We start from the raw sequence: 23,650 nt of genomic DNA, 5'->3' as shown, positions 1-23,650 counted from the left end.
ATGAAAATAAAAACTCTTCTCACATTAATTTTTACAGTCCTAATCTTAATAAGCTGTAATAAAAATAAAGATTTGGGTGGATATAGGGAAAATTATAATTTAGAAAGTGGCTCTGTCATTATTGATACAACCGCATTTAAAAATTTTGTAGGAGAGATTCCCCAATCATTTAATAAAAATGTACATCAGCTTAGCAAAAAAATAACCTTTAAAATAAACCATTCAGACGGTATTGATCTGAAAGGAAACAGGATATTAATTACTCTGGAAAATGAAAATATTTATTTTGGAGATTATCATCAGGATATAGCGGTCAATGTTGGCTATGATCAGCCTTATTATGCAAGTTTAAGGTTTTATATCATAAATGATAAAAATAAAACTATTAACAAGTTTACTTCAGATCTTCACTATCCGATTTTTAAAAAACAATATAATGAAGCAGATGTTAAGCTTTTGTCTGACTCAAAAAAGATATACAATGATTTACAAACATCATATGAAATTACTAATATCCCGGATGAAATAGCTGAGAAGAAATAAAGCATTGAATCATCAGTAATACAATTAATAAAAATTTTTATTCCGGAAATATGAAGAAAAGAATAATAACTGCAGGAGGATTTATAGGAATATTATTCTCAATATGGGATTCAGTAAGTGATAGAGTGGATTCTGCTTTATCAAAGGATCATTTAACTGGATTTATTTTCCATTCGGTTTTTAGTATGAAAACATTGAGATACCTTTTGATTGGTGGGATCTCAGGATGGATAATAAGTTTAATGATTCATAAAATAAATGAGCTGTATCGTGAATGGAATGACTTTTAAACAGCCGGTAATAACAAAACAGTATGGTAGAAACAAGAGTAAAACCTTTTCAGAAATATACTTCAGAAACCCACCAATATCAGGTGGAAAATGCTCTTGAGATACAGTTTGGAGAAGCAAAAGGATTCTATTCATCTTTTAAAATTACCCTTCAGGAAAAGGTAAATGAGGACCATACAAAAAACTGGGAGATAGAGAAGATTGAAGATTCTCCTTTCCCATCAGAAAATAAATTTATGGAAATCTTGCATGTGCTGGAGCAGAGTTCTTATCCTGTAGAAATAAAAGTGGATGAAAAGGGTAGTTTTCTTGGGGCCGCAGATCATCAGAAAAATATTGAAGACTGGAAATCCAAAACAGCCGGACTTCAGGAAAAATACCAGAATGCGGATGTTTTCAAAAACCAATATCTGACCGCGTTTGAAGATGAAGTCGTCTTTTATAAAAATAAACTGAAAGAACCCTTTTGGAACCTGCTGCTGTTCGCTCCTTATTATGTTGATAACGGAGAAAGAAATGATGAATCCATCGTATGGAACATCAAAGGAATCGGGGATGTAGAATGTACCGGAATTATTATTGCCGAACAGAGAGAATATGGATTTGAAGCCTTTTTTACCTCTGAAATCAAAGTTCCGGTTCATATAAAAGAAGAATTGGACAAAAAATACCTGTATCAGACGGGACAGTATCAGGTAAAATTAAATATACAAATGGAATACAATTCCCGAAAAAAACAGTATTCCCAAAAGAGCGCTGACTTTATATTGTCAGATGGAGAAAAAACAGTATACCGGGAAACGATCACAATGACTTAATCTTTATGAACAAATGACATGGCGGATAAAGGATACATCATTATAGAAGGCGCTACAGCATATTGCAGCAGCTCTGTAACCAACAATTCCAATGGTACGGCCGTTCCAATGGAAGTGAAAAGCCAGAAAAAAAAATTGGGCAAAAACAAATATTTTGCACAAAATAAACCTGTAGCCACTTATCTTGATGATAAAGCAGACAGTTTCGGAGGCGGAAACGGATTTGGGAACTGCAAAGGTTCAGACGGGAAAACCTATCCTTGTAAAGGCAAATGCAATATCAAATACAAAGACTATTACGAAAACGTAGAATTCAACAAGAGCATGAAAATCCTGTTGGATGCTTCTACAGGAAATTGTCCGGGATATGGTGTTCCCGGAACGATTGCTTTTGCAACCACCGGACAGGCCAACAATGTTTCACAGATAGATGTCAAAGAAGCTGATGAGTTTTCAGTAGCCAATACTTCGCCACAATGGCCGTCATCCACTGCTTCTCAGGCAAGCATAGCAGTGTCATCCATTTCAATGGTAAGACCGATACCGACTGATAAATTGAGTGGTACTTATTACTATATCAAAGGGATGAATGGCCCGCTTCTTCCTATTATGAACCCTTTTGGTGGTGATAACCTGGACTTAAAAGCCCAGTTCAAGGGTGATGAGAAAAAAATCATCTGGGCATTGTTCAAAGGGGAAGGAACAAAAGATAAAATAAAAACATTTATTGGATTAGGAAGCAGTTTTAGCCAATCCATGAGTAAAATATTCGATGGACTTACAGAAGGAAAGTACAGACTGGAAGCTTATGGCAAAAAAGCAGGCGATGCCAAATGCTCTCTTAATGTGGAAGTTATACAGGATTTTGTTAAGAAAATTGTCAGTCCAGGTTCGTCAACGTTGATTAATATTCCTTTACCTCTATCCATTGAGCGTAAACTCAACAGTACGACAGATCAGGCAAAAATACTGAACAGAGGATTCTTTATGCCTGTAAATACCGTTCACTGGACTGTAAAGCAGGGAACAGCTGTTCTGTATAACAGCTCTTCAGGAGCTTCTTCATCACATCTTGTTTCCGTTGCGGGTGCTGGCGACCGTGTCATTCTTACCTTTAAAAATGCCGGTAAATATACGGTAGAAGCATTTACAGATCCCACAGATCCAAAACCACAGTCTGTAGAGATTAAGATCGAAAACAGTCTGGGTGTCATGGGAGTAAAAGGAGAACCGGGCTTGGTGAGATTCAGTGATACCATTAAAGTGCAGGCTTCGAAGTTTAATGTCAATTATATGCCTTCGGGCACTTCTGTATATTGGTACCTAAAAAAAGATGGGCTAGGAAGAGTGGCATTATTTGAAAACTCTCCTTCATTCAGAACAGGCACCATCAATAAAAAGGTAGCTGAACTTCTGTATAATGATGCAAAACTGGCCAGCAATCAATATTTCGGGAAATATATACTCGAAGCTTATGCTAATCCTTTGGGAGCAGGAAAGCAGCCTGGTTTTTCCGGATCAGACTGTTTTAATTTTGAGGTGATTCAAAATGTCATAGATAAATTTACTCTTCCGGCAGCTAATATTCCGAAAGGAACAAAAATAAAATATACGGCAACGGCAAGAATTGCTGCACTGGCTGGCAACGAAGCCATAAAAATAGAAGTTCCGGATAAAGTGACCAATAACGGGGACGGAACCATTACATTCAATGATCTCGGCGAATACACTATTTCTGCCTATTTAACAGGAGATTATACCGATGGAAAGAAAATAGAAGCGAAAGTAAAAGTTTCTGAACCTGCTGTAAAAAGGGCGCTGTGGGCTTATGGAACCGGAGTGAAACGTACCGAGACCGGATTTGGAGAGGAAACCTATGGATTTATTGAAATTGACGGGCTGCAGAATCAGACTTTAAAAGTAAAAATCTGGGTAAAAGGCGAAGGGGATGATTTCTATAAAGAGAAAGACAAATACATGCTGGAAGAGAAAACAGTTACCCTTAATAACGAAGGCAAAGCTTCATTCCTTATCACCACGAATGATGATTACAAGAAAAAATTGCTGGCTGCTATCCCTAAAACGGCAGAAAACCCGAACCCGTCTTACCGCCTGGTATTCACGGTAGAGCTTCAGGCAGGTTCATCTGCAGATATTGTGCTTCCGGAAAATATTACCATTCAGGGAACGAAACCTGTGGTGGTAGACAGCACCACAACTTATCTGGAAGTTTTGGATTCCAATGAAGAACTGACCATCACTTCCGAACAGAAAATTGTATCGATTATGTTCTCTACCGAAGATGGTAAAGATATTCAGCGGATGCAGACTTTCTATGGCAAAACCCATAAGCTGTGGGTTCATACCGTCAATATGACGGAAGAAACTCTGAAGATTGATGTTCTGAAAGAGATTCCAAAAGAAGGACTAAACGAAAAAGATCATATCACCTATACCCACGAAAGCAAACAAAGTTATAACGAGGAAAAAACAGGAAAAGACGGCCTGCTGGAAGTGGCTTTCACTGTAAAAGAAGAATGGAAAAATCCACCGAAAAACTTTGACTATTACATAGCGCAGGTTTCCCGCCAGGTTCAGGATCCCGCCGATCCCAAAAAGAAAGTCTGGAAAATAGAAAAAAGCCAGTTTACGATCAACAGTACACTTCCGGCCGATCTGGTTAGAACAGAGGATATGGAAAAACTGGGGATTAAAGCGTATAAAAAAGACGGAACAGCATTTACTCAGCAAGAGATGTTGGAGCTGCGTAAGCAATTTATTTTTTATGAGAGTGGTTGTCTCAAAGTATCTCAGAAAGAGACTCCTGAAGCTATTGATAATGATGTGATGCCTGTGGTGGTGGAAATGGCGGAGGTGAGAAAACAGAAAACATGCTATTGTAATCGTGATTTTACTGAAAGTGAAATCAAAAGTTTGGTAAAACATATGCGTGGTAAAGAAGAAATATGGGAATCTACAGACATGGATCGTGAAAGTTTTGCAGATTTAACAATGGAGTTGAATGCTATGTTTAGAAAATATGATATTAATAAATGCATTCAAAAAATAGCATTTTTAGCAAATGTTTATTCTGAAACCAGTTTTTTTAGAACAGCAGGAGAAGAATCAAGTTCTCATGCCTCTAGTGGCTACAAATATAAAGGTCGTGGAATACAGCAGCTTACTGGGGATGGGAGTGATCCTGTTGCATATAAAGATTATGATGAAAAAGTTCCTGAAGATATTGTTACATATCCTGAATTAGTGGCCACTAAACTTTATTTAGCGGTAGACAGTGGCGGTTGGTTTTGGTCAGTTTATAAAAAAATACCAAATTGGAAGGAAAACCCTAATAAAAACTATTCTCAAGCAGAAAAAGATGCAATGAAGTTTAAAAGAGAATACTTTAGTAAGGCATTAGGGAAAACATTAAATGAAACTGCACTATTGATGGAGGATGAAGAAGAACGTTACTATTTTTTAATTTGTAAAGTATTAAACGGCTATACTCTGACTCATAAATTAGAAGTAAATCCTAATGGATGGGCAGATAGAAAACAAGGTCTTTCCAATCTTAAAGCATGGTTCAAATACGATAAAAAAGTATGCGATGGGGAAGTAGTAGCAATGCCAAATCTTGAAGGCAGAGCACCATGGATGGAGCTGGTTTGGAAAGAAGAAGCTAAGAACCTTGTTGAAACCGGAACCAATAAAGAAATCCAGAAATTTTTTGATGGGACTCCTTATGAAAATGATATGAAAAATGGCACAAAAGATGAAACAGATATTGCTTGGTGTGCTGCTTTTGTCAACTGGATTATGAAACATTATGGTTACGAAGGAGTTACTACAGATAAAGGATATGATGCTGTAAGAGCATTAAAGTGGGCAACTTGGGCTGAAGGTAAAGATCTCGGAAAACCAGTATATGGAGCAATAGCTGTAAAAACAAGATCAGGAGGTGGACACGTAGGGTTTGTTGCAGGAAAAAAAGGAAATAAAGTAGTTATTTTAGGAGGAAATCAATCGCAAAAGCTTTATTGTGTATCTTATGATATTTCTGACTATTTTGCATATGTTGTTCCAAAAAATTACGAAATTACAGACGCAGATTATAATTTACCGGAATATAAAGGAAATCCTGGTGCAAAAGGATCTGAACTTTAAAATATAAAAAGAAAATGAAACATAGAATTTTAATGAGCCTGCTTTTTATTTCTTCTGCTTTAGTATCATGTCAGGATAAAAAGGCTGAAAATAATAAGAATGTGACAAATATTACAGAAAGTTCAGCAGGTCTGCAATTTAATCAAGATGTTAATACTATGCTAAAAAAACAATTAGAATACGGAAAACCTTCTTTTGATAATCCATACCAGTATTCCGATAAAGATTTGGAAGTAGCAACTCCAATATTGAATCAATTACTTTTAGATAATGGTTATAAAGCTATTAGAAATGAAGAATTTAGTAATAAAATAAAACAGATTTTTAACCGGATTATTGATAAAAACTCTACCAGCAAATTTGTGTATATCAATTTAATTGATAAGTGTGACAAGGAGTTGAATTTTTTTCCAAATAACGCAGAGAATAATGGTGTATTTGTAGTTAAAAATCAGAACTTCATTACTGATCTTTATCCACTTCCCTTGATTATTGATTATCAAAAAACATATAGTGAAGCAGCTCAGGAAGAAAATTCGGCTTCAAAAAACTATAAAGATGCAAACGGAAATGAAGTTAAGAAATATTTATGGAAAGATATACACAATCTGAAGGAGCAGAGAAAGAAGAACATACAAACATTAGTTGCGCGTAACCTCTATTTGTTTAATGACAATAAGGCTCAATACAAATGGCTTACCCTTAATGATTCATATTTTATGGAGGCTTTAGTAAAAACTTTTGGCTACACTCAGGATATTGATTTACTGAAGTGGGTTATTGAAAGAACAAAATTTGATAAAAAAGACCCGTCTGATTATGGGAATTTGTTTTGGGTAAAGCAATGTGATGAAACAGTAAAAATACATGCTAATACTTTTAAAATTTTACAAGAGATTTATACTCCGGATATAACAAACGATATGTCAAATGAGAATAGATTTTTACTTGATTATATCAAAGGATATCTTGAATATTTCGCTGATTTTAATAACAAAGAAACTGGCGTTTCAAAGGTAGATAAGGTAAAAATACTAGCGAATATCGTTTATTTTGCTGAACAATATAAGTATGACAAAAGGTTTGTTTCGGGATATGGAGATAACTCTAAGATGATGGGAAGATTAAGATTCTTTTTAGATCAGGAAGAAGTAGATATTTTACAGAAAAATAATTATTTCAACCTTCCAAAATTTAAAGAATGGTGGGATAACGCTGATTATGATGAATATTTTGTTGAAGAATGTGAATACAACGGAACATGTGGCCCGGATAACCGACCTTTGAATATGACAGAATGGAGGAAGCAACATCCTAAAAAATAAAAATTAAGAGCACAGTTTGCAAGCTTTGCTTTTATTAAAAACACAACGATGATAAAAAGATTTTTTATTTTTCCTGGCGGTATTGTTATTAAATAATTTCACTCACAAAAAAAACTGTAAATTCCGATATCTCATTATAAAGCATGAATCAGAAAAAATAAAAGCCAGTTACTTTATAAGAACTGACTTTTTATTTTTGGCTATAATTTTAAGGAAGCGTTGAAAAATCGATGTTTGGAGCTTGTGAAGGTGCTGTAACAGAAAACTGTGATCCGGGAGCAACAGTTGTACTAAAAAAGCCGCCATTTTGCAAAAAGAAAGCATTACCATTTGTTCCACCTATTGCATCTATTCTTTGTTGTGCATTATAAGTATTATCCACAGTGAATTTTGCTCCGGAAACGGCAATCCAGTTCCCGTCTGAAGTTCTCACCCATTGATTCTTGAATTCTGCTTTTCTGCCCTGATATCCATTTTCAGGATTGAAGTTCTCCACGAAACTATAGAAGCTTTGAAGATAGGTGCTGGTTTCAGGCCGTTTCCAGCTGGCTATCAGTTTCCATTCTGTAGCATCCGGGGATAAAAACCATGCTGTAAAATCTGTTTTTCCTGTTCCGTCCGGTTCGCCTTTTAATAAAAATTTATAGGTTTGTCCGGCACTCCAGTTGTACTTGTAATAACTCTGTCCGCCAGAACCTTCATTGCCAAACTCCCCAATGGTTACCCCGCTGCCTGCTCTGTTGAGAATAATTTTGTGATCAGGAGGAATATTATTAGGATCATCGGTTACAAAGGGACTCCATACAGAGAATAAAATCCTTCTTTCAGTAGCAGAATTAACCTGCATACCGAAATACCCCACACTAAAGCCATTGGCCATAAAATAAGAACCAATCTTATCTTCTCCCACAGGAACTGTTACTTCGTTATAATAATAGCTCACATTATTTGTGGTGGGAACGATATAGTTCAGATGGCATGAAGGCCCTCTGCGTGCCCAATAATAGTAAGAAGGATCATTACTGTAAACATTGGTTCCTGTAGAAGCTGTGCCACTGAAGGTCACATCCGTAAGATCTGCAAAATATCCGCCGGTTTTAGAAACACCCTGAAGATTTACTTTTACATAACCAGGTGTAGAAACAATAAAATCTCCCACCATATACTCTTTAGAAACAGAGCCTGTTAAAGTAACATTCTGGGAGGTATTGCCTACCGTTACTTTAACAATACTGGTACCTGATGGAACAGAAGCTTTTAATCCAATTTTTAATGTTCCTGTATTGCTTACTCTGAAATAAGTACTGATCACAGTATTTGAGTTTGTCCAGTTATCCAGCTTGGTGGAAGTGATCACCTCGCCGGCTCCCAAAGGCTTTACAGTTAAAAAAGAATTTCCAGCAACGGGAACATTAAAGGATAATATTTTCTTTAAAGGTGAAACATTTTGGATAGAAACAGTGTCCTCCATAGTGGCAGTTGTTTCTGCACATGATTGAAAAATAAGTAATGCGGCGATACCCCAAAAAGTATCAGTTAATAATTTTAGTTTCATAATTGTATTTGTATTTATTTCCACTAAATTAAATTTATTTATCAAATAAAAAAAATAATTCCCATTAATTTGATTAATTTTTTTTGACCGACTACGTTTTTCGCCCTGTTTTCCAATATTTCTGAACGGATTAAATGAGGAAAAGAAATTAAGTTTGGTACTAATTGATTAATACTACTACCTGAAATTTTAATCATTTTGTGAACTTCCCGGACATTTTTGCTTTGAATGTACCTATTGATTTCTGCCGGAAACAGTTTGAGAATACAGTTGAACTCTATATAAATAGATATAACCAATCTTCCGAACGCCAGAAATAGATTTTATCTTTTTAATGTTTAAATGTTAAAGTGTTGATAATTAATTATATAATATTATGATGTATATATGAAGTATCTCTTTCTTTGTTTATTAATATAAATTTTGCAAAAATTGTTATAAAATTATATAGTAAGTTTTGTTTTATTGAATTTACAACAATAGTTGTATAAGCTTTAAGATGGCTAAGAAGTTTTCGTGTTCTGTTATAATTTTGTAAATCATATAAAAATATATAAGAAAAAGATATCGATGATAAATATATTTCGATACAGGTAGGATTAATATTATGTGATTCTTTTAATAATGAAGAAGGAAAAAATATTGGTGTAGTAACATACCTGAAAAGTATATAATAGAACGTGAAACAGTATTCAATCTTCCAGCTTCAAAACAAGGATTTATTATAATAGTGCTGAAAAATTTATAAAACAGTAAATAATCAACTTCATTACAGAAATGGGCATAAATCATCATCCGACATTAATAGTTTTAGCAGCCGGAATGGGCAGCAGATACGGAGGTCTTAAACAGATAGATACATTTACTCCTCAGGGAGATACTATTATAGATTTTTCTTTATATGATGCCTTGCAGGCTGGTTTTAAGAAATTTGTTTTCATTATTCGTAAAAGTTTTGAAAATGAATTCAAGACAATCATCGAAAAAAAAATAAAAGGAAAAGCCGAAATAGAGTATGTATATCAGGAGATCGACAGCATTCCAATAGAATATCTAAATGCAGAACGCACCAAACCCTGGGGTACGGGGCATGCATTATTACTTACTAAAGATGTGGTACACGAAAACTTCGCCATTATTAATGCTGATGATTTTTATGGGAGAGATGCCTTTAAAGTTATGTATGATTTTCTAAAAAAAACAGACATCACCTCCTACAACTTTAGTATGATAGGCTATTTATTGAAAAATACGGTTTCAGATCATGGCTATGTTTCCCGGGGAGTGTGTGAAGTAGATTGTAACGGAAACCTATTAAATGTTACAGAAATAACACATATAGAGAAAAATGAATATGGATTAAGGTACAAAAAAGAAGATGAGACCTTTGCAGCAATTGAAGAGGATGTTACAGTATCTATGAATTTTTGGGGATTCACACCAAAGTGCTTTGAATTTGGTAATGACTCTTTTAAGAATTTTTTAGAAAAAAATAAGGGGAATTTAAAAGCAGAATACTATTTACCAACTTTGGTTGCCGACAGTTTAGCATCTGGAAAAGCTAACGTAAAATTACTTACATCCAATGACCAGTGGTTTGGAGTTACATACCCTGAAGATAAAGAAATTGTACAAAAAGCTATTTCAGAATTAAGAATGAAGAAACTTTATCCTGACGATTTATGGGAATAATCCCATTCCCTCAAAATAGTACTTATTAAAATTTCCTATAGCCTCACCAATCAGAGCCAAAGACGATGAAAGAAAAAGAGATCCAATCAATTTTTGATCAGTTTGAGCATAAGTTTAATTTTCAATCATATATCAAATTAACATCAGGGCACATAAATGATACATTTCTCATCCATACTGATGCCAGTGAACATTACGTTTTACAGTGTATCAATCATAAGGTATTTAAAAATGTTCCTGATCTTATAAGTAATAAGGTAACTGTTAGTAATCACCTGTTAAAAAAGTTAAATTATTTATCTCCAAAAGAAATTGGAAAAAAAGTACTTTGTTTTATTAAAGCAAAAAGCAGCGAAAATTTTTATTATACAGATGGAATTAATTATTGGAATCTGATGCCCTATATTGAAGAGGGGAAAACACATGAAGTAGTAACTAATAGTGGAATTGCGTACGAAGGAGGTAAATTAATAGGAGAATTTTTAAATCTAACATCAGATTTAGATCATTCTAAGCTCATAAAGGTAATTCCAAAATTTCATAATATGTCTTTCCGTTTGCAGCAATACAAACTAGCGATTCAAAGTGCCAGAGTTGACCGTCTTAAAAAAGCAGAACTTTATATCAATTGGGTTTCAAAACTAAGAGATGAAATGCAGATTCTTCAGAATCTCAAAGAAACAGGAAGAATACCCATAAGGGTTACCCATAATGACACTAAAATATCAAACATGCTTTTTGATGAAAAAGATAAGGGAATGTGTGTATTAGATACAGATACTGTAATGCCCGGTATTGTACATTATGATTTCGGAGATGCTATTCGTACCATTTGCAATACAGCTACAGAAGACGAAACCGATTTATCAAAAGTTGAGTTTAATTTAGAATTTTATAAAAATTATACTAAAGGTTTTTTGGAAAAAACAGGCGAAGCTTTAACGCCAATCGAAATAAAATATTTACCCTTAGCAGCAAAAACTATGATATTTATTATGGGATTAAGATTCCTTACGGATTATCTCAATAATGATGTTTATTTCAAAACCCAATATTCCGAACACAATCTGGATCGTACCAAAAATCAGTATAAACTTATGCAAAGTTTAGAGCAACAATATAACGAAATGACTATTAACCAATGAAAAAATATCTCATTACAGGTGGCGCAGGATTCATAGGAAGCCATATTGCTGAGGAATTATCAAAAAAAGGGAATCATGTTACCGTATTGGATAATTTAAGAACAGGATTCAAAAAAAATCTGGAAGGCTTAGATGTAGAATTTATCAATGGAGATATAAGGGATAAAAACCTTCTATTTAAATATGCGGAAGGAACTGCTGCTGTTTTTCACCTTGCAGCATTAGTAAGTGTACCAGAGTCTTTAATCCATATTTCGGAGTGTATAGATATTAATACACAGGGAACCATCAATGTTTTAGAGGCTGCTAAAAGCAATTATGGCTGTAAGGTTATTTTATCAAGCTCTGCAGCAAACTATGGCGATGATCCTGCTCTTCCTAAAACAGAAAACATGATTCCCAAACCTATGACGCCTTATGCCATCAGCAAACTGGATGGAGAATATTACCTGGACATGTATCAAAAACAATGGCAAATCCCTACGGTATCATTAAGATATTTTAATGTTTTTGGGTCAAGACAAAATCCTGACTCTGCCTATGCGGCTGCCGTTCCCATTTTTATCAACAAAGCATTGAAAAATGAACCGATTACTATTTATGGAGATGGAAACCAAACCCGGGACTTCATTTATGTGAAAGATATTGCTAGGGCCAATATTTTTGCTTCAGAAAAAGGAGATTCTGTTTATAATGTTGCTTTAGGACACAGTACTTCTATTATTGAGCTTGCTAAAAAGATTATTGAAATTACCAATTCAAAATCACCAATTATCTTTTTAAAAGAGCGGGCAGGAGATATTAAGCATTCAACGGCAGATCCTTCCAGATTTCAGCAATTAGGATTTAAACCTCTTTATTCATTAGACAAGGCATTATCAGAAACAATAGAATACTATGATAAGTTGAAAGGTAAGAATTAGAAATACAAGTTCTATATATAATTTAATTTTATCACTTTCCAAAACCAAATTACTATGTTAAAAAGCACAATAGATTCCTCTACAGGATTTGAAAAAAGATTTGAAAAGATAGAAACGGTTATTTTCACGGATTCGCTTTCAGCTTCAAAATCTGTAGCAAAAGAGATTGCAGACCTTATCCGTGTAAAGCAGTCTCAAAAACAACCCTGCATTTTAGGTTTGGCTACCGGCTCCTCACCCAAGAGCTTATACGCTGAATTGGTACGCATGCACAGAGAAGAAGGATTGAGTTTCAAAAATGTAATTACTTTCAACCTTGACGAATACTATCCTATGGAACCGGATTCCGTACACAGTTATGTTCGTTTTATGAAAGAATTATTGTTTGATAAAGTAGATATTCTTCCTGAAAACTATTACATTCCTGATGGAACATTATCTAAAGAGGAAATAGCAGATTATTGTACAGAGTACGAACTTAAAATAGAAGCCTTAGGCGGGATAGATTTGCAGATTCTGGGTATTGGCGGTAACGGTCATATCGGGTTTAATGAATCAGGCTCCCTGCAAAATTCCAAAACCCGTCTGGTAGCTTTAGATCATATCACAAGAGTAGCAGCAAGCAATGAGTTTTTGGGACTGTCAAATACCCCCAGAACAGCTATTACATTGGGAGTGAAGAAAATAATGGAGGCGAAAAGAGTAATACTATTAGCTTGGGGAGAATCTAAATCAAATATCATCAAAGAGTCTGTAGAAGGTTCTGTTACCAACATGGTACCGGCTTCCTATTTACAGGAACACAAAAACGCAACTTTTGTATTGGATCAGGCAGCCGCTCATAAACTTACCCGAATTAATACGCCATGGCTGGTAGAAAAAATAGAATGGACTGATGCATTAACCCGAAAAGCAGTTTTGGGATTGGCCCAAAAAATAAAGAAACCTATATTAAAGCTTACTGATTCTGATTATATAGAAAACGGAATGAGCGATTTGTTAGCAGACAAAGGTCCGGCCTACAATATCAATATCGAGATTTTCAATAAATTACAACACACCATAACGGGTTGGCCGGGAGGTAAGCCGGGAGCAGATGACAGTAACAGGCCGGAAAGGAAAACTCCTGCCAAAAAAAGAGTGCTTATATTCAGTCCGCATCCGGATGACGATATTATCAGTATGGGCGGAACTTTCATACGACTGCACCAACAGGGGCATGAAGTTCATGTAGCTTATCAAACTTCCGGTAACATAGCCGTAGCAGATTCTGAAGCATTGCGGTTTGCCAATTTTGTGTGTGATTACAATGAAATGTTTGGCATAGAAAACAATGCAGCGCAAAAGATTTTTGACAAAGCCATCAAATTTTTGCAAAATAAGAAGAATAGTGATATTGATATTCCTGAAGTAAGACATATAAAAGGCTTAATAAGAAAAGGAGAAGCAAGATCTACTTGTTATTACGTGGGAATACCAGACACCCAGATTCATTTTTTGGAAATGCCCTTCTATGAAACAGGCAGAATAGAAAAAAAGCCATTGAGTAAAGAGGATATAGAAATTGTAACAGATATTATAGACAGCGTAAAACCACATCAGATATATGCGGCTGGTGATTTAGCAGATCCTCATGGAACACATAAAGTGTGTCTGGATGCTGTTTTTGAATCTGTTAAAAATTTAAAATCGAAGGAATACATGAAAGATTGTTGGTTATGGCTATACAGAGGAGCATGGAAAGAATGGTCTATAGAAGAAATAGAAATGGCAGTACCATTAAGCCCGGATCAAATTTTGGAAAAACGCTATGGGATTTTCAAACATCAATCCCAAAAAGATGGAGTAGTATTTCAAGGGACAGATATGAGAGAATTCTGGCAGAGAGCGGAAGAAAGAAACAGAGAGACGGCGGAGACCTATCATAAAATGGGACTTGCTACTTATGCTGCCATGGAAGCTTTTGTAAGATGGAAGTTCTAAAAAAAATTGACCTTACCTATTGCAGCGATCTTGTGCTTTTCTTTATGATTATTTTGTTATAGTTTACAAAATCTATACATTTTATTTAAAATATATTTTACTTCCTTACTGATAAAACTTTACCGATAAAGGGGTAATCTTGGGCGGATTTTTTCCGCCCATTATTTAAATCCTTATGGGTGATTATGGTGGATTACTATGATTAAAATGGCAGGAAATCAAGTTGATTTCGCTTATTTATTGCACTTATGCTCAATTCGGTGCGAGTATATGCTGCAATAATACTTTAAAGCGTTATTGCTATTATATTTTTGATTTCAGATCTGATACGGGTTTCCTAAAATACTTTAAGAATTAATTCTAAAAATTACTTGGTAAAGATGTAATAAGGCATATTGGAATAATTTTCAAACTGGTAGTAAAAGTGCAAAAACTGGTGGTTACCAGTACGGGGGCGTGAAGTAAAGATATACATTTGGGTAACAAATAGTTAATATTGTTGTAATAGTTGGTTCCCACTCAGCAACTACCCTAGATAGAATTATATTCCAATAAAAACTTAAAAAAAACATGAAGAAAAAAAAGATTATTTTGAGTGCAGTTCTACTGTCCTCTATAACATTGGTACATGCACAGGAAACTAAAAACAAACCTTCGGACACCGTAAAGAAAGTAAAAAATGTGGAAGAAATTGTTTTAGTAGGATACGGAAAACAGAAAAAAGGAACTGTTTCCGGATCTATAGCTTCTGTTGACAAAAGGATACTACAGGATCGCCCAACAACAAGTTTGACCGCCAGTATACAAGGTGCTTTACCCGGAGTTACAATCAAATCTAAATTAGGAGATGTAGGTTCTGTACCTGATTTAAATGTAAGGGGAAGAAGTGTTGCCGGTAATTCACCACTTTATATTATAGATGGTATTCTCTCAAGTGCTGCAGACTTTTCGAGGTTAAGTCCTGCTGATATTGAAAATATAAGTATTTTAAAAGATGCTTCAGCAGCTATTTATGGTACAAGAGCCGGATATGGGGTCATTCTTGTAGAGACCAAAAAAGGAGGCGGAGGTAAGATGAGCATAAGTTATAATATGTACAATGCCTATCAGACCCCCACTTATTTGCCTAAGTATGTAGATGCCGTTGGATACATGAAACTAAAAAATGAAGCCTATTTCAATGCTGATCATAATGTTGGTCTTTTTTCTCAGTACAAGCAGGAGCAAATAGATCTTACAGCTGCAGGTACAGATCCTGACAGATATCCTAATACAGACTGGTATAAGGAAGCTTACAGAAAAATGGCCAATGTGCTTAATAATGAGATTAATGTATCAGGTGGCGATAAAATTCGTTACTTCGCAAGTTTAGGGTATTTGAAACAGGAGTCTCTGTCCCCTACAAAAGGAATGGATAGATATTCTTTCAGAACGAACACCTCCTCTAAATTAAGTGATAAACTTACAGTAAATTCTAATATATCGTTTATCAAACAAATGATCAATGATCAGGGAGGAGGTATTAATACTACAGAGTTGGCAAGAATATCTCCTACGATGGCATTAAGACAATCCAATGGATGGTGGGGATCTGTAAATGCAGGCAAAGTAGATAATACATTTGCAAAAACCAATCCCGTAAGAAATAATATTGAGGGTGGAGACTTTAAGTCAAATGATCAAAAATTTATGGGAGCATTATCTGCAAGCTATACTCCTATAGCAGGATTAAATATAGATGCTCAGATCAGTTATTCAAACTGGAATTACCGTTCGGGAAATTTTGTAAATACACTAAATCCAGTATATAATTTTTTAACCAAAACTCCTATAACTGCAACTGCAAGAGCGATTAACAACTATTCTGAGTCCTGGAATTCTGATGAATTACTCAATACCCAGGTTCTGGTGAGCTATGAAAAAAAAATAACCTCACATTATTTTAAAATCTTAGGAGGAGCTTCTTATGAAGACTATACAAAAAGAATAATAGAGGGTAAAAAATCCAATATACCAAAAGATGGATTACATGCTTTAAGTGCTCTTAGTACTCTTGATGGAACCTTGGATGAATTGAAATCTAATACTCAGCAATATGCTGTCCAGTCAGCTTTCGCCCGTATCAATTATAATTATAAGGAAAAATATTTTTTAGAAGGTATTATAAGAGCAGACGCATCTTCGCGTTTTGCTAAAGAAAACAGATGGGGCTATTTTCCTTCGGTTCTGGCTTCCTGGAGACTGGATAAAGAGAATTTTATTAAAAACCTGAATTTTATCAATACCTTAAAATTGAGAGGTTCTTATGGCAGTGCTGGCGCTATCAATACCATTGGTTATTATGACAACCAAACCTATATGGATAATGATTCTTCAGTTCTGGGGAATGTTATAGTAGGGGCAGTGGTACCAGGCAAACTTGGCTTTTCAGATATAGGCTGGGAAAAAATTGTTACCAAAAATATAGGTCTGGATGGATCTTTATTTAATAATGTCTTCACTTTCTCAGTAGATTTTTATAACCGTCTTACCAAAGGTGCATTAATGAATAATCAATTAGCATATGAAACAGGTGTACTCATAGACAGTAATCCAGACAAAAATCAAACTCCTCCAATTAATGCCGGTAATGTAGAAAATAAAGGGATAGAAGTTACTTTGGGCTACAATAAAAATTTTGAAAATGGAGATTTTTACATCAATGCTAATTTTGCTAAAAACCAGAATACTATTCTTTCACTTGTCAATAGTAAGCCTTTGTATAATGATTATTGGATCACGCAGGTAGGAGGTTCAATTGGAGATTTCTATGGATACAAAACTGCCGGTCTCTTAACCCAGGAAGATATTAATAATAATTATCCTAAATTATACAGTTCATCCCAGCCAGGTGATATAAAGTATGTGGATATTAATGGCGACGGAGTTGTTGATGAAAATGACAGAACGGTTATAGGAAATGATGTTCCAGCTTTTACCTACGGTCTGAGCATCGGAGGCAGATATAAAAATTTTGATCTCAGCGTAGTGGGGCAAGGGGTAACGAATGTTCAGGTATATCTGGATAAAGAATCCTCTCAGGCATTTTTCAATGGTGCAGGGGCAAAGCAATATGTTTTAGATAACAGATGGACTCCTGAAAATCCAAATCCTGATGCTTTGTACCATAGGGTATTGCCGGCTGGGGGAGGAACTCAGAATATAGGTGTTACCTCTGATTTCTGGCTTTTTGATGCAAGTTATTTTAGAATTAAGTCTGTTACTTTAGGATATTCCCTTCCTCAGGACGTGATCAGCCGCATAGGACTGAAAAAATTCAGAATATACGCAAACCTGGAAAATTACTTTACGCTGAGAGGTGACAAAAGAATAAAAGATTTTGATCCTGAAATGGCAAGTGCACGTTCCTCATATCCTAATTTGAAAACCGTATCCTTTGGTATAAATGCAACTTTTTAACTTAAATAAGACATCAAATGAAAAAAATAAAAATCATAGTACTGTCAGTTACTCTATCTATAGTTACCGGTTCCTGTAATTTAGACAGGTTTCCGGAAGACAAAATATCCGAAGATACATTTTGGAAAACTGAAAAAGATGCTACCATGGCGCTGAATGGTATTTATAAATACTTGTCCGGGGCAGCTTACCTAAGTTTATACAATGATTGTTACACAGATAATTCATATGCTCAATATCCCTGGGAGACAATGGCAGTAGATGCTTCTGCAGGAAATATACTTCCTTCTACAGATTTCGGATATGACTTTACAACAATCAGAATGGTAAATACCTTTTTAGAGAATATCGATAAGATCCCAATGGATAAGAATCTTGCTAAAAGATATAGTGCAGAAGCAAGGTTTATAAGAGCTTTTAATTATTTTGATTTATCTCAGCGTTTTGGTGCTCTTCCGTTGGTACAAAAATCAGGTAAATTAGATGAAACATCTCTTACACCGGTTTCTGAAGCTGCAATTGATGATTTTGTAACCGGTGAATTAAATGCTATTGAAAATGATTTACCCGTTATCTATACTTCCGGTCAGGATAAAGGCAGAATAACAAAAGGAGCTGTATTGGCATTTAAGGCAAGAGTATATCTATACATAGGAAAATATAAAGAAGCTTATGAAGCGGCTCAACTGGTAATGAATTCCGGAACTTACGGGCTTTTCAATACAGCTTCTGTAGACACAAGTACAGACTATGATAGTTTCGTTACGTTTACGTCTAACACAGATAGAGATAATTTTTATAAAGGTTTAAGTAATTATCAGGCATTATTCTGGGCTAAAAATGAAGGCAGCATAGAATCCATTTTAGAAGCTCAGTATGTACCGGACTCAAAAGGAACATACAGCAACTATATGACCCTTCTTCTATTACCCAATGAAGAGAGTGGTTGGAGCTCTATCACTCCAACAATCGATCTGGTGAATGCCTATTGGAAAAAAGATGGTACAGCATTTACCCCTCCTTCTGATGCTGTAAGAGCGTCAAACTATAATGATGGAAATCCAAATGGTGCCTATCTGGATGAGTTCAAAAACAGAGACACCCGTTTATATGCAAGTATTATGCACCCAAATGGCTCCTGGTCTTATCTGAAAGGCTTTGGAACAAGCAAACTGTTCACATGGAGCAAAGGAGGAAACAATACATCGAAAATTGGTTATAACTACAAAAAAATGGCAGATTATGGCTCATTAGATGAAAATTTAAATGGGAGTAATAATTTTATGTTGATTCGCTATGCAGAAGTGCTGCTTACTTATGCGGAAGCCAAAAATGAATTGTATGGACCAGATGCCTCCATTTACGATGCATTAGACAAAATCAGAAACAGAGTAGGTATGACCACAATCAGCAGAACACAAACAAAGGAAACGTTGAGGGATATTATTAGAAATGAGAGAAGAATAGAGCTCGCCAATGAAGGACATAGATTCTATGATATCAGAAGATGGAAAACTGCTCCCAATGTAATGAAAACAATCTACGATATCACAAATACACAGGTTGCAACAAGAGTTTGGAATGATAAGTTTTACAGATTCCCTTATCCTCAGACTGCGGTGGATTTAAATCCAAAGCTAAAAGAAGCTCAGGCAGCAAAAGGATATTAATATGGATTACAAAGCTCAGCAGTCCTCAACTGTCAATTAAATTAAATAAACACTTTATGAAAAACAAATTATTCTTGTTGATATTATTGATATCTACAATCTGCAATGGCCAGGATTTTTCATCAAAGAAAATCGTACGGTCAGAAGATGATGATGAAGACATGGAGTATGAAATTAAACATAAGTCGATGTCCTGGTTTTCAGAAATGAAAGATTATGCAGACTATTTTAAAATCAAATCCAATTTTGATAAGTATTTCGGAAACCACAGATGGGAAAAAAGTAAACCCCGGAGTCTTGGTGAAGACTGGCTCAGAACCAAGCTGTTTTATCTGGATGAAAAAGGAAAAGTAGTTCCGGAACCTTTGTTAACAAACCATTCAAAAATCAGGAATACATTATTAACGAATACGCAGACCCAGGTGGGAAGCTGGTCTATGATTGGTCCTTTCAACAGTGCCAGTACATCTTACTCAGGTAGGGGAAACCATGGCGGATATGTGTATTTAAATAAAATAGATCCTGCCAATCCTCTGAAGATATTTGTATCTTTTGTTACCGGTGGTTTATGGCGTACCATTGATGGGGGATCAACCTGGAGTCTGGTAGATAACGGTTTCCCCGATTCTAAATATAATGATATAGATATGTGTATCGCTAACCCGCAAATTGTTTATGCATTAAGTGATAGCCAGCTTATTAAATCTACCGATGGAGGGCTTAATTGGCTTACAACCACTATGACAGCGGCAAATTATTCTGGTAAAGCATATGATATTGCTGTTTCACCTGTTAATCCTGATATTGTAGTTGTTCGGTGGGGGACATCGCTTTATCGCACAACCAATGGAGGAAGCTCTTGGAATGAAGTGTATACCGGACTCCCTAACTATGCAATATGGGAAGATGCCTCCATACACAGCGAATGTTTGGAATGGGATCCCAATGATAGCAATTCTGTTTATTTTGCCAGTACTTCCAATAATAATGTTTTCAAAGTTTATAAATCTGCGGATCAGGGAGCAAGCTTTTCCCAGTTGAATTCTACTACACTGGATGCTTCTGCAAATGGTCAGATCATCGGGTGGACGAAAGTTTTTTTACCTGATAATAATGCCGCTTCGTTCTATGTAGCGGTAGGTACAGGTTCCAGTGCTTATGGTCATAACGCCGTTCAATTATACAAGTTCAATAAATTAACAGGAAATATTGAGCTTACCAGAATCAATATGGTTTCAGGTATTGGAGATGTATATAATCATGATCCGGTATTACACCACGGGGATATCCAGATGGATCGTCATGATGAAAATAAAATTGCTTATGGAGGTTATGGAAACCAAAAAATACATATTTCTACCAACAATGGCGCTTCATTTTCAGTAGCGTCGGGAACTACGCATTCCGATATCAGAAGTATTGATTTTATCAACGGAAAGTTAATTGTAGGAAGTGATGGGGAAATGACCGATTCTAATGACCTGGGAAATACTTTGACCACCAAAACCAATAGTATCAGTAATCATGAATTATGGGGATTTGGCAGTGCATTTAAAAGCAATTTAGTCGCATCAGGAAATAACCATGGTCCTGCTATGATAAAAGAAGGTGGAAATGGGTTTACATGGTACAATGGTCCCGGTGCAGATCAGGGAAATACAGATGTAAATCCTTTGGATGACCGTTATATTTACAGCCAGGGATATAGCAACTACCGTTATTTCAGAACCGGTTTACATACTTTAGTAGAGGAACCTAATTTTTTGGATTTGGGAGGAATCTATGATTATTTCAATTCTATAGAATTTCATCCTAATAAATATTACAGTATTATTACCCATCATGCAGGTCAGTATCCGGATGGAAATCCCAATCTCGCCACATGGAAAAATTCTCTTATCAAAACTGAAGATAACGGAAACAGTATCTCAATTATTAAGACTTTTAGTAAACAGGTCTTCAGAGAAAAAATTTCTGCCAGAAATCCAAATGTAATGTGCGTTGTGGAAGGCATTACCAGTAATAAGCTTTGGAAAACCACAGATCAGGGAGCTACCTGGACTGATATCACCCCCAATACAACCGTTACTTTAGGTCCAAAGAACATATCAGATATTGCTATCGGAGATGATAACCCTAATGAAATTTGGGTTACCTATAGTGGAGTCCAGTCAGACTGTAAGGTTTTAAAATCTAATGATGGAGGAGTAACCTGGACTAATCTTAGCTCTTCCCTGCTCACTACTTCACCAGTTACGAAAATTATTTTTCAGAGAGGTTCTAATGGCGGAGTATATGTAGGTAATAAAGCAGGAGTCTTTTATAGAAATAACAATATGAATAACTGGGCTATGCTGGGCAATGGCTTGCCAATGTGTGATATACGCTTTATGTTTATTAATTACAATGAAAATAAGTTAAAAATAGGGACTTCCCGGGGTGCCTTTGAACATACTTTGTATGAGATAAGCCCGCCCAGTGCTCTGATATCAGCTGATAAAAATAAAATATATTGTCCGGTAACAGAAAATATACAGTTTAAAGATTATTCAGTAGTTCGTAATGCCGGTGCAACATGGCAATGGAGTTTCCCTGGTGCTACTCCTTCAACGTCATCATTGGAAAATCCGGTAGTATCTTACAAAAATGCTCCGAATGGATTGTATTCTGTAACATTGACCGTAACAGACCAGTATGGTACCAGTACACAAACATTAAATAATTTTATTGAAGTAAATAATCAGTGTGTTCAAGTTTTTGATCCGGCTAAGGATTATAAAATTGTAAACCGTGCAAGCGGAAAAGTTCTTGATGTTTATTCAGGGTCTTTGGCCGATGGAGCAAAACTGATTCAATGGGACTATATTGCAGGTAATAACCAGAAATGGAAACTATCTCAAACGACAGGAGGTTATAAAATAATCAATAAGAACAGCAATAAACTGATTGACAACCCTTCCGGTTCCACTGCTGACGGTACAGCAATGATCCAATATGGTGATACCGGAGGTACAAACCAACAATGGCAGGTAGTGGATTTAGGCACGGGCTATTATAAAATCATAAATGTTTCAAGTGGCAAAGCACTAGATAACTCCGGATCCAGTACAACAAATGGTACAAATATAGTACAGTGGACTTATGGAGGAGGGAATAATCAGCAATGGCAAATTGTAGAAGTATTTGATCCGGCTAAAGATTATAAAATCATCAACCGTGCAAGTGGGAAAGTTCTTGATGTATATTCCGGATCTTTGGCTGACGGAGCGAAACTGATTCAATGGGATTATACAGGGAACAACAACCAGAAATGGAAATTGACTCAAACAGGAGGAAATTATAAAATAATCAATAAGAACAGCAGCAAACTGATTGATAACCCTTCCAGTTCTACTGCTGACGGCACAATAATGACCCAATATGGTGATAATGGAGGTGCAAACCAGCAATGGCAGTTAATAGATTTAGGTACGGGCTATTATAAAATCATAAATGTTTCAAGTGGCAAAGCATTAGATAACTCCGGATCCAGTACAACAAATGGTACAAATATCATACAATGGACTTATGGAGGAGGGAATAATCAGCAATGGAAAATAGTTGACGCGGCTTCTCCTTCAACCGGAAAGATAGCTGGTTCTACAACATCATCAGATTCAAGTAAGACTATTGAAAAGCTGACCATATATCCCAATCCTTTAAAAAGCAATACACCACTAAAGGTAGACGTGCCGGCAGGATGGAAAAATTCAACATTGTTTGTATTCGATAGTCTGGGTAAATTAATGGTAAATGCTACATTAAAGGAAGGCTTAAACGATATATTACTTAATGTATCCACTGGGGTTTACTATTTAAAAATTGTTAATCAAAATGATACTTTTAGTACAAAACTTCTTGTGAGATAAATAGGGTAGCTTTTTCAATAAAAGCGTGGAATAAATTATCTTTATTTTTTTAAAGACAGATACTCTTTTAGATAAAAAGTATTTTTGAAAGTCCCCGATCACAAAAGCTGATAGTAAGTTTTATCTGAAATATCGATCGTACTTTCTTAGAGTAGTATACAATGTAAATTAA

At 35.4% G+C, this 23,650-nt stretch carries 13 protein-coding genes; 12 read left to right on the top strand and 1 reads right to left on the bottom strand.

What is annotated here, in order from left to right:
- The 5 genes from LIV57_RS13395 to LIV57_RS13375 are packed head-to-tail and all read left to right on the top strand — an operon-like array spanning window position 1 to window position 7,143.
- Window positions 1-543 carry a hypothetical protein gene (locus tag LIV57_RS13395; RefSeq protein WP_227942972.1) on the top strand — a complete coding sequence of 181 codons (543 nt, stop codon included), beginning with the start codon at window positions 1-3 and terminating at the stop codon, window positions 541-543.
- Between the two features lie 50 nt (window positions 544-593).
- Window positions 594-833: a hypothetical protein gene (locus LIV57_RS13390; protein WP_202838916.1), complete on the top strand. Its 240-nt coding sequence runs from the start codon at window positions 594-596 to the stop codon at window positions 831-833.
- A 23-nt stretch (window positions 834-856) separates the two neighbouring features.
- On the top strand, window positions 857-1,651 hold the full coding sequence (locus LIV57_RS13385; protein ID WP_227942971.1) for a hypothetical protein: 795 nt from the start codon (window positions 857-859) through the stop codon (window positions 1,649-1,651).
- A gap of 18 nt (window positions 1,652-1,669) precedes the next feature.
- Window positions 1,670-5,818 (top strand): TIGR02594 family protein, encoded by a 4,149-nt coding sequence (locus tag LIV57_RS13380; RefSeq protein WP_227942970.1) that lies wholly within the window; start codon window positions 1,670-1,672, stop codon window positions 5,816-5,818.
- A 14-nt stretch (window positions 5,819-5,832) separates the two neighbouring features.
- Window positions 5,833-7,143: a hypothetical protein gene (locus LIV57_RS13375; RefSeq protein ID WP_227942969.1), complete on the top strand. Its 1,311-nt coding sequence runs from the start codon at window positions 5,833-5,835 to the stop codon at window positions 7,141-7,143.
- Window positions 7,144-7,351: 208 nt separating this feature from the next.
- On the opposite strand, the gene LIV57_RS13370 is transcribed toward LIV57_RS13375, so the two are convergent.
- A complete protein-coding gene (locus LIV57_RS13370; RefSeq protein ID WP_227942968.1) occupies window positions 7,352-8,698 on the bottom strand; it encodes a DUF3472 domain-containing protein in 1,347 nt (448 codons plus the stop codon).
- A 777-nt stretch (window positions 8,699-9,475) separates the two neighbouring features.
- Here LIV57_RS13370 and LIV57_RS13365 point away from each other — a divergent pair.
- The 7 genes from LIV57_RS13365 to LIV57_RS13335 all read left to right on the top strand — a co-directional run bounded on the left by LIV57_RS13365 (window position 9,476) and on the right by LIV57_RS13335 (window position 23,478).
- The gene (locus LIV57_RS13365; protein WP_227942966.1) at window positions 9,476-10,390 is read left to right on the top strand and encodes an NDP-sugar synthase; all 915 of its coding nucleotides are present in this window, start codon (window positions 9,476-9,478) and stop codon (window positions 10,388-10,390) included.
- 65 nt (window positions 10,391-10,455) lie between these two features.
- Window positions 10,456-11,535 carry a phosphotransferase enzyme family protein gene (locus LIV57_RS13360; RefSeq protein ID WP_227942965.1) on the top strand — a complete coding sequence of 360 codons (1,080 nt, stop codon included), beginning with the start codon at window positions 10,456-10,458 and terminating at the stop codon, window positions 11,533-11,535.
- Window positions 11,532-12,458: an NAD-dependent epimerase/dehydratase family protein gene (locus LIV57_RS13355; protein ID WP_227942963.1), complete on the top strand. Its 927-nt coding sequence runs from the start codon at window positions 11,532-11,534 to the stop codon at window positions 12,456-12,458. Before LIV57_RS13360 ends, LIV57_RS13355 begins: the two co-directional genes overlap by 4 nt.
- Window positions 12,459-12,512: 54 nt before the next feature.
- Complete coding sequence (gene nagB / locus LIV57_RS13350; protein ID WP_227942962.1) at window positions 12,513-14,441, top strand: glucosamine-6-phosphate deaminase; 1,929 nt, start codon at window positions 12,513-12,515, stop codon at window positions 14,439-14,441.
- Between the two features lie 570 nt (window positions 14,442-15,011).
- A complete protein-coding gene (locus LIV57_RS13345; RefSeq protein ID WP_227942961.1) occupies window positions 15,012-17,900 on the top strand; it encodes a SusC/RagA family TonB-linked outer membrane protein in 2,889 nt (962 codons plus the stop codon).
- Between the two features lie 17 nt (window positions 17,901-17,917).
- Complete coding sequence (locus LIV57_RS13340) at window positions 17,918-19,570, top strand: RagB/SusD family nutrient uptake outer membrane protein (RefSeq protein WP_227942960.1); 1,653 nt, start codon at window positions 17,918-17,920, stop codon at window positions 19,568-19,570.
- A 56-nt stretch (window positions 19,571-19,626) separates the two neighbouring features.
- On the top strand, window positions 19,627-23,478 hold the full coding sequence (locus tag LIV57_RS13335) for an RICIN domain-containing protein (RefSeq protein ID WP_227942959.1): 3,852 nt from the start codon (window positions 19,627-19,629) through the stop codon (window positions 23,476-23,478).
- Window positions 23,479-23,650 lie beyond the last annotated feature (172 nt).

Origin of the sequence: Chryseobacterium sp. X308, assembly GCF_020733145.1 — a bacterium.
Lineage (GTDB): Bacteria > Bacteroidota > Bacteroidia > Flavobacteriales > Weeksellaceae > Chryseobacterium > Chryseobacterium cupriresistens.
Note: the sequence above shows the minus strand (reverse complement) of the source record. Positions and strands in the feature narration are given on the sequence as shown.

Coding starts and splice junctions, on each gene's coding strand:
- LIV57_RS13395 (WP_227942972.1), top strand. CDS start 1: ATGAAAATAAAAACTCTTCTCACATTAATTTTTACAGTCCTAATCTTA.
- LIV57_RS13390 (WP_202838916.1), top strand. CDS start 594: ATGAAGAAAAGAATAATAACTGCAGGAGGATTTATAGGAATATTATTC.
- LIV57_RS13385 (WP_227942971.1), top strand. CDS start 857: ATGGTAGAAACAAGAGTAAAACCTTTTCAGAAATATACTTCAGAAACC.
- LIV57_RS13380 (WP_227942970.1), top strand. CDS start 1,670: ATGGCGGATAAAGGATACATCATTATAGAAGGCGCTACAGCATATTGC.
- LIV57_RS13375 (WP_227942969.1), top strand. CDS start 5,833: ATGAAACATAGAATTTTAATGAGCCTGCTTTTTATTTCTTCTGCTTTA.
- LIV57_RS13370 (WP_227942968.1), bottom strand. CDS start 8,698: ATGAAACTAAAATTATTAACTGATACTTTTTGGGGTATCGCCGCATTA.
- LIV57_RS13365 (WP_227942966.1), top strand. CDS start 9,476: ATGGGCATAAATCATCATCCGACATTAATAGTTTTAGCAGCCGGAATG.
- LIV57_RS13360 (WP_227942965.1), top strand. CDS start 10,456: ATGAAAGAAAAAGAGATCCAATCAATTTTTGATCAGTTTGAGCATAAG.
- LIV57_RS13355 (WP_227942963.1), top strand. CDS start 11,532: ATGAAAAAATATCTCATTACAGGTGGCGCAGGATTCATAGGAAGCCAT.
- nagB (WP_227942962.1), top strand. CDS start 12,513: ATGTTAAAAAGCACAATAGATTCCTCTACAGGATTTGAAAAAAGATTT.
- LIV57_RS13345 (WP_227942961.1), top strand. CDS start 15,012: ATGAAGAAAAAAAAGATTATTTTGAGTGCAGTTCTACTGTCCTCTATA.
- LIV57_RS13340 (WP_227942960.1), top strand. CDS start 17,918: ATGAAAAAAATAAAAATCATAGTACTGTCAGTTACTCTATCTATAGTT.
- LIV57_RS13335 (WP_227942959.1), top strand. CDS start 19,627: ATGAAAAACAAATTATTCTTGTTGATATTATTGATATCTACAATCTGC.